The 14,655-nt window shown below is 68.3% G+C and carries 11 protein-coding genes; all 11 read right to left on the bottom strand.

Annotated elements, in window-relative coordinates:
* Window positions 1-9: 9 nt before the first annotated feature.
* Window positions 10-3,141, bottom strand: coding sequence for a multidrug efflux RND transporter permease subunit (locus FBZ90_RS01410; protein ID WP_145729244.1), 3,132 nt, complete (start codon window positions 3,139-3,141; stop codon window positions 10-12).
* Entirely contained in the window at window positions 3,138-4,343 is a 1,206-nt protein-coding gene (locus tag FBZ90_RS01405) for an efflux RND transporter periplasmic adaptor subunit (RefSeq protein ID WP_246130088.1), read from the bottom strand. Before FBZ90_RS01405 ends, FBZ90_RS01410 begins: the two co-directional genes overlap by 4 nt.
* Window positions 4,344-4,347: 4 nt before the next feature.
* Complete coding sequence (locus FBZ90_RS01400; RefSeq protein WP_246130087.1) at window positions 4,348-5,784, bottom strand: efflux transporter outer membrane subunit; 1,437 nt, start codon at window positions 5,782-5,784, stop codon at window positions 4,348-4,350.
* A 154-nt stretch (window positions 5,785-5,938) separates the two neighbouring features.
* Window positions 5,939-6,874: a DUF2268 domain-containing putative Zn-dependent protease gene (locus FBZ90_RS01395; RefSeq protein ID WP_145729242.1), complete on the bottom strand. Its 936-nt coding sequence runs from the start codon at window positions 6,872-6,874 to the stop codon at window positions 5,939-5,941.
* A 110-nt stretch (window positions 6,875-6,984) separates the two neighbouring features.
* Complete coding sequence (locus FBZ90_RS01390) at window positions 6,985-7,647, bottom strand: glutathione S-transferase family protein (protein ID WP_145729241.1); 663 nt, start codon at window positions 7,645-7,647, stop codon at window positions 6,985-6,987.
* A 97-nt stretch (window positions 7,648-7,744) separates the two neighbouring features.
* Window positions 7,745-8,134: a C-glycoside deglycosidase beta subunit domain-containing protein gene (locus FBZ90_RS01385; protein ID WP_145729239.1), complete on the bottom strand. Its 390-nt coding sequence runs from the start codon at window positions 8,132-8,134 to the stop codon at window positions 7,745-7,747.
* Window positions 8,135-8,190: 56 nt separating this feature from the next.
* A complete protein-coding gene (locus tag FBZ90_RS01380; RefSeq protein ID WP_145729237.1) occupies window positions 8,191-9,195 on the bottom strand; it encodes a sugar phosphate isomerase/epimerase family protein in 1,005 nt (334 codons plus the stop codon).
* 28 nt (window positions 9,196-9,223) lie between these two features.
* Window positions 9,224-10,540 (bottom strand): MFS transporter, encoded by a 1,317-nt coding sequence (locus FBZ90_RS01375; RefSeq protein WP_246130086.1) that lies wholly within the window; start codon window positions 10,538-10,540, stop codon window positions 9,224-9,226.
* Between the two features lie 65 nt (window positions 10,541-10,605).
* On the bottom strand, window positions 10,606-12,108 hold the full coding sequence (locus tag FBZ90_RS01370) for an MFS transporter (RefSeq protein WP_145729235.1): 1,503 nt from the start codon (window positions 12,106-12,108) through the stop codon (window positions 10,606-10,608).
* A 139-nt stretch (window positions 12,109-12,247) separates the two neighbouring features.
* Window positions 12,248-13,960, bottom strand: a complete 1,713-nt coding sequence (locus tag FBZ90_RS01365; RefSeq protein ID WP_246130085.1) for a GMC oxidoreductase — start codon at window positions 13,958-13,960, stop codon at window positions 12,248-12,250.
* A complete protein-coding gene (locus FBZ90_RS01360) occupies window positions 13,957-14,574 on the bottom strand; it encodes a gluconate 2-dehydrogenase subunit 3 family protein (RefSeq protein ID WP_186455540.1) in 618 nt (205 codons plus the stop codon). Before FBZ90_RS01360 ends, FBZ90_RS01365 begins: the two co-directional genes overlap by 4 nt.
* Window positions 14,575-14,655: the final 81 nt, after the last annotated feature.

The raw sequence follows: 14,655 nt of genomic DNA, 5'->3' as shown, positions 1-14,655 counted from the left end.
CCCCGCGCCTCAATCACCCACGCCCATGGCCGCATGCGGCCGGGCCTGGTCATGGTCCACCCGGTTGCGGCCCCGGCGGTTCAGCCAGTCGTTCACCCGGTCCAGGTAGAGATAAACCACGGGCGTGGTGAACAGGGTCAGGATCTGGCTCAAAATCAGCCCACCGACCATGGTGACGCCCAGCGGCTTGCGCAGTTCGGAGCCGGTGCCGTTCTCCAGCATCAGCGGCAGGGCGCCCAGCAGGGCCGCCATGGTGGTCATCATGATGGGCCGGAAGCGCAGCAGGCAGGCCTGGCGAATGGACTCGATGGGCGCCATGTGGTGTTCCCGTTCCGCCTGGATGGCGAAGTCCACCATCATGATGCCGTTCTTCTTCACGATGCCGATCAGCAGGATGATACCGATGAGCGCGATGACCGACAGGTCATAGTGGAAGACCATGAGCATCAGCAGGGCCCCCACGCCCGCCGACGGCAGGGTGGACAAGATGGTCAGCGGGTGGATGTAACTTTCATACAGCATGCCCAGGATGATGTAGACGGCCACCAGCGCCGCCGCGATCAGGTAGGGCTGGGTCGCCAGCGAGGCCTGGAAGGCCTGGGCCGTGCCCTGGAAGGTGCCGTTGACCGAGGACGGCATGCCCATCTCCGCCTGGGCCTGCTGGATGACCTGCACCGCCTCGCCCAGGGATACGCCGGGCGCCAGGTTGAACGACAGGGTCACCGCCGGGAACTGGCCCAGATGATTGATGGACAGGAAGTTCACATGGTTGGTGTCGTACTTCACGAAGGTGGACAGCGGCACCTCCTGACCGGTCACGGGTGACTTGATGTACAGCTTGTTCAGGGTGTCGGGGCTGGATTGCAGCTCCGGCGTGATTTCCAGCACCACGTGATAGCTGTTCAGCTGGGTGAAATACTGGGTCACCTGCCGCTGGCCGAAGGCGTCGTACAGGGTGCTGTCGATCAGCGAAGGCTGGATGCCGAAGCGGGCGGCCTGGTCGCGGTCGATCACCAGGTTCAGGGTGGTGCCGTTGGTCTGCTGGTCGGTGGCGACGTCGCGCAGTTGGGGCAGGCCCTTGAGCTTGTCCAGCAGCTTGGGCGCCCAGTCGTTCAACTCGCCCAGGTCGGCGTCCTGCAGGGTGTACTGGTATTGCGTGCGGGCCAGGCGGCCGCCCACGTTCAGGTCCTGACTGGCCTGCAGGAACAGGGTCGCCCCCTTGACCTTGGCCAGCTTGGGCCGCAGCCGCGCGATGATCTGGTCGGCGCTGGCGGTGCGCTGGTCGCGCGGCTTCAGGCCGATGACGATGAACCCGTTGTTGATGGGCCGCCCACCGCCACCGACGGATGTCGCCCAGGCGGCCACGTCCGGGTCCTGCGCCACGACATCGGTCAACTGGTGCTGCAGCCGCACCATCTCGTTGAAGGACACATCCTGCGAGGCGTCGGCCAGGCCGGCGATGATGCCGGTGTCCTGCTGCGGGAAGAAGCCCTTGGGGATGGCGATGTAGAGCGCCACCGTGGCCGCCACCGTGGCGAAGAACACCATCAGGGTCAGGCGCTGGTGCCTGAGCACGAAGTCCAGGCCCCGGGCATACCGGTTCACCAGCCAGTCGAAGCCGCTTTCGATGACCATATAGGCCCGGCCATGCCGGGCGTGCTTCTCATCCTTCAGGAACAGGGCGCTCATCATCGGCGACAGGGTCAGCGAGACGAAGGCGGAGACGGCGATGGTCATGGTCACGGTGATGGCGAATTCACGCATCAGCCGGCCGACGATGCCGCCCATCAGCAGCAGGGGGATGAACACCGCCACCAGCGACACGCTGATGGACATGATGGTGAAGCCGATCTCCCCCGCGCCCTTCAGCGCCGCGTCCTTGGGCGACATGCCCTCCTCGATATGGCGGTAGATGTTCTCCACCATCACGATGGCGTCGTCGACGACGAAGCCCACGGCGATGGTCAGGCCCATGAGCGACAGGTTGTCCAGGCTGAAGCCCAGCAGGTACATCAGCGCCGCGGTGCCGAACAAGGCCAGGGGCACGGTCACGCCGGGGATCAGCGTGGCCCACAGGTTGCGCAGGAACAGGAAGATGACCATGACCACCAGGAAGATGGTCAGCAGCAGGGTGAACTGAACATCCTCCACCGACGCCTTGATGGTGGTGGTGCGGTCGATGACCTTGTCCATCTTCACGCCGGGGGGCACCGCCGCCATGACCTGCGGCAGCATGGCCTCCACCCGCGACACGATGTCGATGATGTTGGCGCCCGGCTGCTTGAACACCTGCAGGATGATGCCCGGGCCATTGTTCTGCCAGGCCAGCAGCTGGGTGTTCTCCGGCCCGTCCACCGCCACGCCGATGTCGCGGATGCGCACCGGCGCCCCGTTACGATAGGCGACGATGACATCGTTCCACGGCTCCGCCTTCAGCAACTGGTCATTGTTGTAGATGACGAAGTTGTGCTGGACGCCGTTGATCGACCCCTTGGGCGCGTTGACCGTGGCGGTGGGGATGACGGTGGCGATGTCCTCAAGCTGGATGCCCAGGGCGGCGATCTTGGCCGGGTCCACCTGCACCCGCACCGCCGGCTTCTGCTGGCCGCCGATGGACACCTGGCCCACGCCCGGAATCTGCGACAGGCGCTGGGCGATAACGTTCTCGGCGTAGTCGTCCACCGTGGTCAGGGGCAGGTTGGCGGAGTGGACCGAGTACACCAGGATGGAGCTGTCGGCCGGGTTGATCTTGCGGTAGGTGGGCGGCGATGGCAGGTTCTTGGGCAACTGGCCACCGGCGGCGTCGATGGCCGTCTGCACATCCTGCGCCGCCGCGTCGATGTTGCGGTTCAGGTCGAACTGAAGCGTCACCTGGGTGCTGCCCAGCGTGCTGGTCGACGTCATCTGGGCAACACCAGGGATGGCGGCGAACTGGGTTTCCAGCGGCTGGGCCACACTGGACGCCATGGTTTCCGGACTGGCGCCCGGCAGGTTGGCCGACACCTGGATGGTGGGGAAGTCCACCTGCGGCAGCGGCGCCACCGGCAGCAGCGGATAGGCCACCATGCCCACCAGCAGCACGCCCAGCATCAGGAGCGAGGTGGCGATGGGCCGGGTGATGAAGGGGCTGGAGAGGCTCATGGCTGGGTGCCTCCGGCATTGGCGGGTGTCGCGTCGGCCGTTTTGGCCTCGCCGGCCACCGCCACCTTGGCGCCCGGTTGCAGGCGATAGGCGTTGCTGGTGGTGACGCGCTCACCGGCCTGCAGGCCCTTGGTCACCACGACGGTGTCGCCCATCGTCTCCGCCGTCTCGATGGGGCGCATCTCCACCGTGGAGTCCGGCTTCACGACATAGGCGTAGAGGCCGTTGGGCCCGCGCTGCAGGGCGGCGCTGGGTATGGTCAGCGCCCCCCGGCGGGTCTGCCTCAACACCTTCACATTCACGAACTGGCCCGGCCACAGATGCTCATCGGTGTTGGGGAACTGCGCCTTCAGCCGCACAGTGCCGGTGGTCTGGTCGATCTGGTTGTCGACCAGCATGACGGTGCCGGTGGCCAGATCCGTCTTGCCGTCGCGCGCCACGGCGGTGACGGTCAGCGGCCCCTGGGCCATGGCCTGGCTGACGGCCAGGCGGTCCTCTTCCGGCAGGGTGAAGATGACGGAGATGGGCTGCATCTGCGTCACCACCACGATGCCGGTGCCGCTGGCCGCGTGCAGGTTGTTGCCGGGATCGACCATGCGGATGCCGGTCCGCCCCTGGATGGGGCTGGTGATGTGGGTGTAGTCCAGCTGGGTCTTGGCGTTGTCGATGGCGGCCTGGTCGCTTTTGATCTGGGCCAGCAACTGGTCGACCTGGGCCTTGGCCGTGTCCACCGTCTGCTTGCTGGCCAGGTTCTGCGGCGCCAGGCGGGTGTAGCGCTCCAGGTCGGCGCGGGCGTTGGCCAGCTGCGCCTCGTCCTTGGCCTTGGTGGCCAGCGCCTGGTCGTAGGCCGCCTGGTAGAGGCGCGGGTCGATCTGCGCCAGCAGGTCGCCCGGCTTCACCGTCTGGCCTTCGGTGAAGGCGACCTTGTCCAAGGCGCCATCCACGCGCGTCGTGACCGTCACCGTGTTCAGCGACTGCACGGAGCCCAGCCCCGCCAGGTAGACGGGGGCGTCGGCCGGCGTGGCCACGGCCGTGTCCACGGCGACGGCACCGCCGCCCTTCGCGGCCGGAGGGGCGGCCTTGGTGGCGGCGGGCAGCAGCTCGGCCCCCGCGGCGGCCAGGATGAAAATGCCACCAAGGCCGGCCATGACGGCCCGGGTGCGGCTGATGCGAAGGGGCTTCAGGATCGGGGTCTTGCTCATGATGTCAGCTCTGCTTCCAGCCGCCGCCCAGGGCGTTGTACAAACCGACCAAGGCCTGCAGGCGGGCGTAGCGGGCCTGGACCAAGGCATCGTTGGCGGTGAACAAGGCGGTTTCCGTATTCAGCACCGTCAGGACGGTGATGGTGCCGGCGGCCAGTTGCGCCTGCGCCAGCTCATAGGCGTGACGGGCCGTGGCCGTCGCCTGCTCCTGCCGCGCCAACTGCTCCGTCGTCTCGCGCACGGCGGTCAGCGAGTCCTCCACGTTCGAGAAGGCGGAGCGGACGGACTTGCGGTATGTGGCCACCAGCTCGTCATAGCGGGCCTGGGTGTTGGCGTACTGCCCCTCCAGCGCCCCGCCCTGGAAGATGGGCTGGGTCAGACCGGCGGCCAGGGAGAAGAGGGTGCTGCCCGGATCGAACAGGTGCGACAGGGCATTGCTGGCGTAGCCGCCCGACGCCGTCAGGTCGATGGCGGGAAAGAAGGCGGCGCGGGCCACGGTGATGTTGGCGTTCGCGGCGCGCAATTGCGCCTCCGCCTGGGCCACGTCGGGCCGGCGGGCCAGCAGCTCCGAGGGCAGGCCCGGCGTCACGGCGGGCAGCGACAGCTTGGCCAGGGTGTCGCCCTCCGCCAGGTCCACCGCCTCCGGCATCTGGCCCAGCAGGATGGCCAGGGCATGCACCGACTGGCGGTACTGCTGACGTAGCGGCGGCGCCTTGGCGCTGAGGGTGGAGACGGTGGTTTCCTGTTGCGCGACGTCCAGCGCCGTGGCGATGCCGGCGTCGGCCTGGCGACGCAGGCCGTCCAGGGTGGCCTGGGCGTTGGCCAGGTTGTCCTCCGCCACCCGCACCTGCTCCCGCAGCTCCAGCCCCTGGAAATAGCTGGTGGCGACACTGCTCAACACCGTCAGGCGTACCGTTTCGAGATCGTAACGGCTGGCATCGGCGGTGGCGAGCGCGGCGGTGGCGGTCGCCCGGTTCTTGCCCCAGAAGTCCAGTTCGTAACTGGCGCTCAGACCCAGGCTGTGCGCCGTGGAGGTCTGGGCCGCGCCGGAGCTTTTGGCCCGCTGGTGGTCGATGTCGGCGCTTGCCCCCACGCTGGGCAGCAGCGCGGCCCCGGCCACCTGGGCCTGGGCGTCGGCCTCGCGCACCCGGGCCATGGCGGCGGCCAGGTCGTCGTTGGCCGTCTGCGCCTGGGCGATGTAGGCGTCCAGTTGAGCGGAACCGAAGCCCTTCCACCAATCGGCGGCCGGCCAGACGGACGCGCCCGCCTTGGGCGCGGCCTCCTGCCATGCCGCCGGTGGCGGGGTGGCGGGGCGCTGGTAATCCGGCCCCACGGAACAGCCGGCCAGCGCCAGCGCGGCGGCACCCGCCAGCCAGCACCGCTTGAGGGCGCGGAACCGGGGGGCGGGAGGGGAGAGGAGGGAGGATATCGGCAGCATCATCCAGGTCAGGGGCAGGTCAGGGGCAGGTCGCGGGAGGCCAAGGGTTTGTGCACCTTGGGCGGGACGCTAACGCCGGCGGGATTTAGCCAGCGTGGGCGATTCATTAACTTTGCTTAATCTGAGCCGCCGGGACACCGCGCCGGAACCTGCCCCCTCACTCCGGCAGCGGCACTTTCTCCGGCAGGGACATGCCCGGCGCCCAGCCGCTGTCGGCCAGAAAAGCCTTCGCGGTGTCGGCGTTGATGGTCAGGATACGGGCGATGGCCTGGCGCTTGTCCTTGGCGTGGACGTAATAGGCCTTGGCGATGCGGTAGCCCACCCAGTAGGCGAGATCACCCGGGCGTTCGTCCGTGCCGACACCGTTGTAAAGCCAGGCTTTCAGGTCGGTCTTGTCCTGGTCGGCAGCGAATTGGATCTCAATCTCCTTTTCGCGCCCCTTGGCCCAGTTCTTCAGCCGGACATAGCCGACATCGCCGGAGATCAGTTCGGCCAGGAACTCCGCCCCACCCTCGATCAGGGTGGGGAACAGCAGCGTGGGGTGCTCCGGCTCCGTCCGCGCCGCCGGCTGCTGCACATGCACATATTCATGCGCCACCAGATGGACGAAGCGGTCCTCGGGGTTGGGGTCCATCCAACTGGCGCCGCACAGTGCCTCCAGCCCCACCAGCACGCCGGACGCGCTGGTGGTGCCACCGGTGTTGCCCTGCCCCACCAGGATGGTGATGGGCGGGAATTGGGCCGGGGGATACAGCTGGCCCAGGCGGGGCAGGGCCTGGGCCAGGCGCCGCTTCACCGCCGGCAGCACGTCCAGGCAGGTCTTGGCGTCCGCGAACATCCGGGGATGCTTTTCCATGGCCGCCGCCAGGGACTCGCCCGACAGGTGACGCAGGCCCACGAATTGGCGCAACCCGTCGCTGCCGTGATCCAGGTATCCCTGCAAGGCGGCCGCGGAGGGTGCGCCCCCGCCGGCATCATAGACACGATAGAAGTCGATGACGTCCTGGATGCGGATCTCGGGTGCCGCCGCCCGCGCCGGGCCTGCCAGGACCAACAATCCCGCCACTGCCCAGGTCCAGAAGCGCATGTCCATCCCCACCCCTCTTGGCCCACCCCTGCTGGCCAGCCGCTTTTGGCCCGCCGCTTCTGGCCTCTGCCTTTGTTGGCGGCGATGATGGGTGGCGCCGGCATGGCGCGCAAGCCTTACGGCACGCCAGGACCCACATGGGCGGTGAAGCCCGGCCGCACCGCCAGCCGGTCCAGCCAGGCGTCCACCGCGGGGCAATGGACATGGTCCATGGGGGTCAGGCGCCAGCGGTTGGCGGACAGCGCCAGAACGATGTCAGCCAAGGTGAAGGTGGGGCCGGTGACATGGGCGCCGGTTCGCGCCAGGTGCCGGTCCAGCAAGACCATGGCCTTGTTCCAGGCGGTCACGCTGGCCGCGATTTCATCGGCGTGGGTGAAGCCCGGCATCCGGCGCACCAGGGCCAGGTAGGCATAGCGCCAGGCGGGATTGAGGTCGCCGACCTGCCAATCCATCCACTGCTCCACCACCGCCCGGGCGCGCGGCGCCGTGGGCAGCAGGTCGTCGCGGCCCGCCACCGTGGCCAGGTAGCGGCAGATGGTGTTGGACTGCCACAGCACCTGCCGCCGTGCCCCCTCGCCTTCAATCAGCACCGGGAATTGGCCGTTGGGGTTGAGGGCCAGCAGCTCATCCCGCCGGCGGATGGCCGCCTCCCCCACCCAGTCGCTGTCGAAGTGGTGATCCAGGCCGATTTCGGCACAGGTCCACAGCACCTTGCGCACGTTGATGGACGTGGCGCGGCCGATGACCGTGGGTTTGCCAGACAGGGGGGTGTGGGACATGGGGGCCGTCTCCGGGTAAGGGGCACGCCGGCCAATCTTCCCCAGAAACCCGCCAAACGCATAGCCTATGTTGTCCCCCGGACAATAAAAAGCCTCATCACGCGATGATCAGCGTCTTGGCGTCCCTGGTGGTCGGCTCGAACGGCAGGTAAGAAATGCGCAGACGCTCCGCCAGTTCCACCGTATGGGCGCCCGAGGCCAGGCCGCCGGGTGTCAGCACGCGGATCTCCGCCACCTCACCGAAGTTCCAGCGGTCCTCGTATTCCGCCTCCATCTCATCCAGGGTCCAGCTGCGGCCGCGCACGCTGAAACGGATGGCCTCGCGCGGGTAGGCTTGACCGTCCACGGCCACCGCGATCTCCTCCACCATGGACAGGCCCAGGCCCCGGTAATAGGGCAGCCGGGCGCCGAAGGCGAAGCCCACCACCTGGCCGCCTTCCTCCACGTTGCGGAAGCCGTCCTCGCAGATCATGTATTTGTCGAACATCGAGTATTCCTTTTTCCCTCAATCGCCGGGCGCTGCCGCCCGGCATGCCGGCAAGGTCAGGCGGCGTGCGCGGTGGGCTTCGGCGACAGCAGGCGTTCGAACATGGCCTGCTGGCGGCGCACCTGTTCCACGCTGTCGACGGGGAAGGCGTCCTCGACCCAGCGGTTCCCCTCGTACTCGCTGCACAAGTAGCCCTGGTAGCCACCCTCGACCAGCACGGGGATGATCTCCTCATACGGAATGCTGGGTTCCACCAGGTCCGCCGTCATTTCATAGAACTTGGCGTGGATGTTGTGGATGCGGTGCATGAACTCCAGCATGCGGCGCGGATTGGCGTAAAGGTTGTGGCGTAGGGTGGTGACCATGGCCATGGCGGCGGGGCCGGCCTTCATCTTCTCCACGTCGTTGATGACGTATTCCGCCAGCGTGCGGGCCTCATAGGCCTGCTCGATATGGTCCGCGACCTTTTCCGGACAGCCCTGGCGGATGAAGCGTTCCTTCCAGACACGGGGAAAACGCTTCACGAAGATGCCCATGTCGGGCAGGAAGCCCAGATGGTCCGACCCCAGCTTTTCCATCACCTCATAATGGCGCTGGATCCAGGGGTGGTCGAAGTGCAGGGGCGCGTGCACCTCGATCAGCACCTTCACGCCCTTCTCCTCGGCATAGGGCGCCACCGCCGCCAGGACTTCCGGGCTGATGCTGACCAGCGCGCGGGTGAAGGGGCAGCCCAGGCGGGCGGCATGGGCGATGTCCACCTTCATGGACGCCACCTGCTCCTCGAACGGCATCAGGCGGCCCTTGTACTTTTTATAGTCAAGCATCAGGTCGTGGCAGACCGGGGTGGTGCCGTACTTGTCCATCAGGGCGTGCCAATGGTCGTACGTCGCGTCCGGCAGCGGCGCGGGATAGCCCCAGAACGATTGCTCGCTGACGACCTCGATGCCCAAGGCGCCCATGCGGGCTGACGCGGCGATCACGTCCTCCAGCGTCATTTTCTGAAGGTAGGTTTCTTCCTGGTAACTATAGAGGCTGACGCCCCGTTTGATGGCATTGGCCATGATGGCGGATCTTTCCCGTACGTGTGGATCAGGCGGAGGATTTGGCCCGGAAGGCCAGGATGGCGGCGATGGCAGCCCCGGCCAGCGCGATACCCCCCATGACGACGAAGGCCGACTGCACCGTGCCGGTGCCGGCGATGCCCTTGGCCAGCGCGACGAAGAAGGGGCTGGTGAACTGGCCCAGGAAGAAGCAGGACGACCACACGCCCATGCCCCGGCCGCGATGTTCGAACGGCAGCTCGCTCTGCGCCCACGCCACCAGGGTGGGTATGGTCATGCCGGCGCCCATCTGCTGGATGACCAGCAGGGCCACCATGGTGGTGGGGTCATGGGCCAGGCCGATGCCGGTGAGGCCGATGCCCAGCATGCCCAGGAACATCAGGATCTGAAGCGCCGTGCCCCGCGCGCCGACGGCACCGAAGATCAGGGCCCCCACCGGCACCGCCAGGCTGGCCAGCGAGATGTAGCGCCCCGCCGCCGCCGGATCGGCCACGCCCACCTCACGGAAGGCCAGGCCGCCCTGGACGATGAAGACATAGTAGAGGGAGGAGGCGAACAAGGTGGCGGCGCCGAAGATCACCACCGCCTTCAAGGGGAAGGGCGCCCGGCCTGACGGCGCGGTCGTCCCGGGCGCCACAGCCCCCACAGCCGGGCTCCCCGCCCCCGGGGCATCGCCCACCGGCTCGAAAATGTAGGCGTACATGCCCAGGAAGATCGGGATGGCGCTGAGGTAGATGAGGAAGGAGGTGTTCCAGCCGATGACCGTGAGGGCGCCCGAACCCGCGATGACCAGACTGGCGAGCGCCGGCCCGGCCATGCCCTGCAGCATCAGCAGCCGGCGCCGGCCCACCGGCGTGAAGTAGTCGGCGATGAGGGTGTTGACGATGGTGAGGATCGCGGCCTCCGCCACGCCCAGGGCCAGACGGCTGGCGATGATGGCCTTGAGGCTGTCCAGGAAGTAGGGCGCCACCCCCACCGCCCCGTAGAGCAGGGCGGCACCCACCAACAACGGCCGGCGGCCATAGCGGTCGACCAACATGCCGGCGAAGGGCGACAACAGCGCGATGGACAGGCCAGGCGCCGTGACCAGCAGCGTGACCAAGAGCGAGGCGTCGGCCCCGATCTGACCCACCGCCCGGAAATGATCCAGGATGGTGGGCACCGCCGGGGTCAGCGACACGATGGCCAGGATGGGTAGGAAGCCCGCCAGCACCAGGACGACCCCCTGAGCCCATCCGGCTTGGTGCGCTGCCATGGGTCGCGCCGCTGCGGGGTGTGCCGCCGGGGGGGACTGCCCGGAGGAGACCGCCGCCAGCGCGGCCGGCGGTGTCAGGTCAGTTGCCATTCTTGCCCTCCCTTGATGCCGCGCGGGCGACATCCATTGTTGGTTTTTCGCGATGTGTTGAACGGTCAGACATGGAAGGCCCCGGCGCCGGTACCGAGGTGGCGGGGAAGCCGGAGGCTGAAAAGACCGGCCACCAGCAGCGCCGCCGCCGTCAGGGCGGTGGCCCCGCCGAAGGCATTGAGATAGGCGGCGGCCGTGCGCGGGTCCGCCAAACGGAAGAACACCAGGCCGACGAGGGCCACGCCCAAGGCCGAACCCAGTTGCTGCGTGGCGTTGACCACGCCGGCGGCGGCCCCCGCGTGGCGGGGATCGGTTTGCACCAGGGTCAGGGGGGTCAGGGCGGCGGCCACCAGCCCCATGCCAATGCCCGCCGCAAGGAACGCCGCCAGCAGGGGCGGCAGGCCGCCGTTGACGACACCGCCCCCCGCGACACCGCCCCCTACCCCACCCAAGGCGCCCCACAGGGCCGGCAGTGACGCCGCCATGACCAGGCACCCGGCGGTCACCGTGTAGCGGCCGGCGCGCAGGATCAGGCGGCGGCCCAACACGCTGATGCCGATGCTGGCGCCCACGGCGAAGGGCACGTGGATCAGCGCGGCCCCCGTCGGCGTGAAGCCCAGCCCTTCCTGTAGACTCAAGGTCGTCACCAGGAAAAAGCCGCCCATGGCGACCTGGAAGGCGACCAGCACGACCAGGCCGACGCTGAAGGCCCGGTCGCGGAACAGGGCCGGCACCAGCAGGGCGGAGCCGACGCGGCGGATACGCCGCCGCACATGCCAGACGAACAGGGCCAGCAACGGCAGGGTGGCGGCCAGCGACGCCAGGCACCACGCAGGCCAGCCGGAGCCGCGGCCCTGGATCAGCGGCAGGAGCAGGGCGGACAGGGCCACGGCCAACAGCACCGTGCCCATCCAGTCGGCCCGACCCGGGTGGGGGGAGCGCCCGGCGGGCAGCACCGACAGCCCCAGCGCCATCCCCAGCAGACCCACCGGCAGGTTCAGCAGGAAGACCGGTCGCCAGCCCAGGCCGAAAAGGTCGGCGTCAATGAGGAAGCCGCCCAGAATGGGGCCCAGCACCGCCGACAGGCCGCCAAGCACGCCGAACAGGGCCATGACCGCCACCCGCTGGTCAGCCGGGTAGAGGATCTGCGTGAGCGCCAATACCTGCGGCACCATCAGCGCCGCCGACAGGCCCTGCAGCAGCCGCGCGGCCACCAGCGTTTCCGGCCCCGTGGCCAGGCCGCACAGGGCCGAGGCGATGGTGAAGCCAGCGACGCCACCCAGGAAGATTCGGCGATAGCCATAGAGATCGCCCAGGCGGCCGCCCGTGATCAGCAGCACGGCGAACGCCATGGAATAGCCTGCCACCAACCATTGGACCGCCGCTGGTCCGGCACCCAGGCTCTGCCGAATGGCCGGCACCGCCACGTTCACAATCGTGGTGTCCACCAGGTCCATGACGAAGGCGATGGCCACCACCGCCACGGCCAGCAGGCGCCGGCGCGGCGACAAGGCCATCACGGCGGTCAGGGCCGAGGCGGCAGGCGGCGGGGAGACGGGTTCGCTCATCCCGCCCCCATCCGCGCCAGGGGGCCGCCGCTTTTCGGCAAGGAACGGATCCTGAGGCATAGGGTTCAAGCATCCACGGCCAGAATGAATATTCTTATTCTATTTTTTGGTTAAGCTGCCCGCCGCCGGACAGCCATGGTTACAAGGCCCCTGATTTCAGCTTGGACACCGCCGCCTCGCAGGCCCGCGCCGTCAAGGCCATGTAAGTCAGCGACGGGTTCTGGCAGGCGCTGGAGGCCATGGCGGCGCCATCGGTGACGAACAGGTTGGCGACGTCGTGCGCCTGGTTATGGGCGTTCAGGACGGAAGTCCTGGGATCGGCCCCCATGCGGGCGCCCCCCATCTCATGGATGGCGGAACCGCCGGGACCCGGCTGGTCCAAGGCAACCAGCATTCTGCCGCCCGCCGCCGTCAGCATGGCCGTGGCCTCCCGCGCGGCGTCGGCCAACGCGGCGCGCTCATTGTCGCCGTGGCGGAACTCGATGCGTTGCAAGGGCGCGCCGTGCGGGTCGGTCCGCGCCGTGTCCAGGGTGATACGGTTTTCCGCGCGTGGCAGGCTTTCGGCGAAGGCGACGAAGATCATGCGCCACGGGCCGGGGCCACGCAGGCCGTTTTTGAACTCCGCCCCGATACCCGCCTGGTGCCGGCCGCGCACCCAGGCGCTTTGCAGCGCCCCGCCCTGGAAGGAATAGCCCCGGGTGAAGCCCTGGCCGTCCCGGGTTTCCAGGTTGCGGAAGCGCGGCACGATGATGCCGTTGGGCCGGTTGCCGAAGGTGGTGTGAGCCTCGAACCCCGGCATCAGCGCCACGCCGGACAAGGAGGTGGCATGATCCATGATGTAGCGGCCCAGCACGCCACTGCTGTTGGCCAAGCCGTTGGGCTGGTCGGCGGACGCCGAGCGCAACAGCAGGGTGACGCTGTTGAAGGCGCCGGCGCACAGGAAGACCAGGCGTGCGGTGTGGGTGGTCCGCTGCCCCGTCTTCACGTTCTGCACCCGCACGCCGGTGGCGCGGCGGGTGCGGGTGTCGTAATCCACCGCCTCCACCAGGCTGTCGGTCATCAGCGTCAGGTTGCCCGTGGCCTGGGCCGCCGGCAGGGTGCTGCTTTGCGTGCTGAAATAAGCGCCGTAAGAGCAGCCGCGGGCACAGATGGACCGGTATTGGCACAACGCCCGCCCCTCGCGCTCCGCCGTCAGGTTGGCGACACGGCCGATGGTGACGCAGCGGCCGGGGTGGCTGGCGGCCACGGACTGGCGCACATGCGCCTCCACCACGTTCAGCGCCATGGGCGGGGTGAAACGGCCGTCGGGAAGCTGGGGCAAGCCTTCCTTGGCCCCCGACACGCCGATGAAGTCCTCGACATGGTCGTACCAGGGCGCCAGGTCCTTGTAGCGGATGGGCCAATCGGTGCCGTGGCCATCGGCCTTGTTGGCACCGAAATCATAGTCGGACCAGCGATAGCACTGCCGCCCCCAGGTCAGCGAGCGGCCGCCCAGCTGATAGCTGCGGTACCAGGTGAAGGGCTGGTCCTCGGGATGGATGTAGGGGTTCTCGCTGTCATTGACGAAATGGTCTTCCGTCCATTCGTCGAACTCGCGGTTGCCCTTCTGGATGGCGTAATCCTTAGCCCAGCGGGCGGCGTCGCCCAGGCCGCGAAACGGCATTTCCCAGGGCGCCTTGGTCTCGTTGGTGTAGCCGGCGCCATGCTCGATCATGCGCCCGCGTTCCACCATCAGGACCTTCAACCCCTTCTGCGTCAGTTCCTTGGCGGCCCAGCCGCCGGTGATGCCGGAACCGACGACGATGGCGTCGAACTCCGCGGCCTTGGCATCCGTCTTCATGGGCGTGCTCATCCGAAGGCGATCCCCGTCCAGTCGTTGGACCACGCCCGGTCGCCGGCACGGGCGGGCAGGTCCGGGTCCCAGCGGCCGGGCACCAGCTCATATCGCAGTTCCTGCGTGCCGCCGATTTCCGAGGTGTAGTAGCCGGTGACGATCAGGCCCTTGATGGCCTGCCAGGCGGCGCCGGCGGCATCCGGCGCGCGGGTGGCATAGGCCGCGGCGTCCAGCGCCGCCAGCACCCCCACCTGACGGTCGGCCGAAAGCTTCAGGAAGGAAGCGCCAGCGCGGGCATCCAAGTCGGCTGCCACCCGCGCCAGGGTGCCGGCATCGGCGCCGACCAAGCCGTGGTCCAGGGCCACGCCCAAGAAAGCGGCGACGCCGGCCCGGAGGGCGCCGGGCGTGTCGGTATCGGGAATGACCAGATCGCACAGCCGTTCCCGCAAGGCCGGCAGACCGGCGCCGGGCACGGCGGCGGAAGACGCCACCGTTCCGGCCTTGACCTGCGACCAGATCAGGGGGGCCGCGGCGGCAAGGGTCAGGCCGCCCAACAGCACGGCACGGCGGCCGGGCGCCGGCTGGGAATTTTCACGGCATGGGGGCGCTGCGGGGCGCACGTCCTCTTTCACGTTCTGAACCCTCCCGGGAGGGCGCCGGTGGAACGTGATCCCCGGCGCCGCCATCGCCTCTCCCCTTTTTTTCCGGGGCGG

Origin of the sequence: Nitrospirillum pindoramense, from assembly GCF_007827955.1 — a bacterium.
Lineage (GTDB): Bacteria > Pseudomonadota > Alphaproteobacteria > Azospirillales > Azospirillaceae > Nitrospirillum > Nitrospirillum amazonense_B.
Note: the sequence above shows the minus strand (reverse complement) of the source record. Positions and strands in the feature narration are given on the sequence as shown.

Coding starts and splice junctions, on each gene's coding strand:
- FBZ90_RS01390 (WP_145729241.1), bottom strand. CDS start 7,647: ATGTCCCACACCCCCCTGTCTGGCAAACCCACGGTCATCGGCCGCGCC.
- FBZ90_RS01395 (WP_145729242.1), bottom strand. CDS start 6,874: ATGGACATGCGCTTCTGGACCTGGGCAGTGGCGGGATTGTTGGTCCTG.
- FBZ90_RS01410 (WP_145729244.1), bottom strand. CDS start 3,141: ATGAGCCTCTCCAGCCCCTTCATCACCCGGCCCATCGCCACCTCGCTC.
- FBZ90_RS01375 (WP_246130086.1), bottom strand. CDS start 10,540: ATGGCAACTGACCTGACACCGCCGGCCGCGCTGGCGGCGGTCTCCTCC.
- FBZ90_RS01405 (WP_246130088.1), bottom strand. CDS start 4,343: ATGAGCAAGACCCCGATCCTGAAGCCCCTTCGCATCAGCCGCACCCGG.
- FBZ90_RS01400 (WP_246130087.1), bottom strand. CDS start 5,784: ATGATGCTGCCGATATCCTCCCTCCTCTCCCCTCCCGCCCCCCGGTTC.
- FBZ90_RS01370 (WP_145729235.1), bottom strand. CDS start 12,108: ATGAGCGAACCCGTCTCCCCGCCGCCTGCCGCCTCGGCCCTGACCGCC.
- FBZ90_RS01380 (WP_145729237.1), bottom strand. CDS start 9,195: ATGGCCAATGCCATCAAACGGGGCGTCAGCCTCTATAGTTACCAGGAA.
- FBZ90_RS01385 (WP_145729239.1), bottom strand. CDS start 8,134: ATGTTCGACAAATACATGATCTGCGAGGACGGCTTCCGCAACGTGGAG.
- FBZ90_RS01365 (WP_246130085.1), bottom strand. CDS start 13,960: ATGAGCACGCCCATGAAGACGGATGCCAAGGCCGCGGAGTTCGACGCC.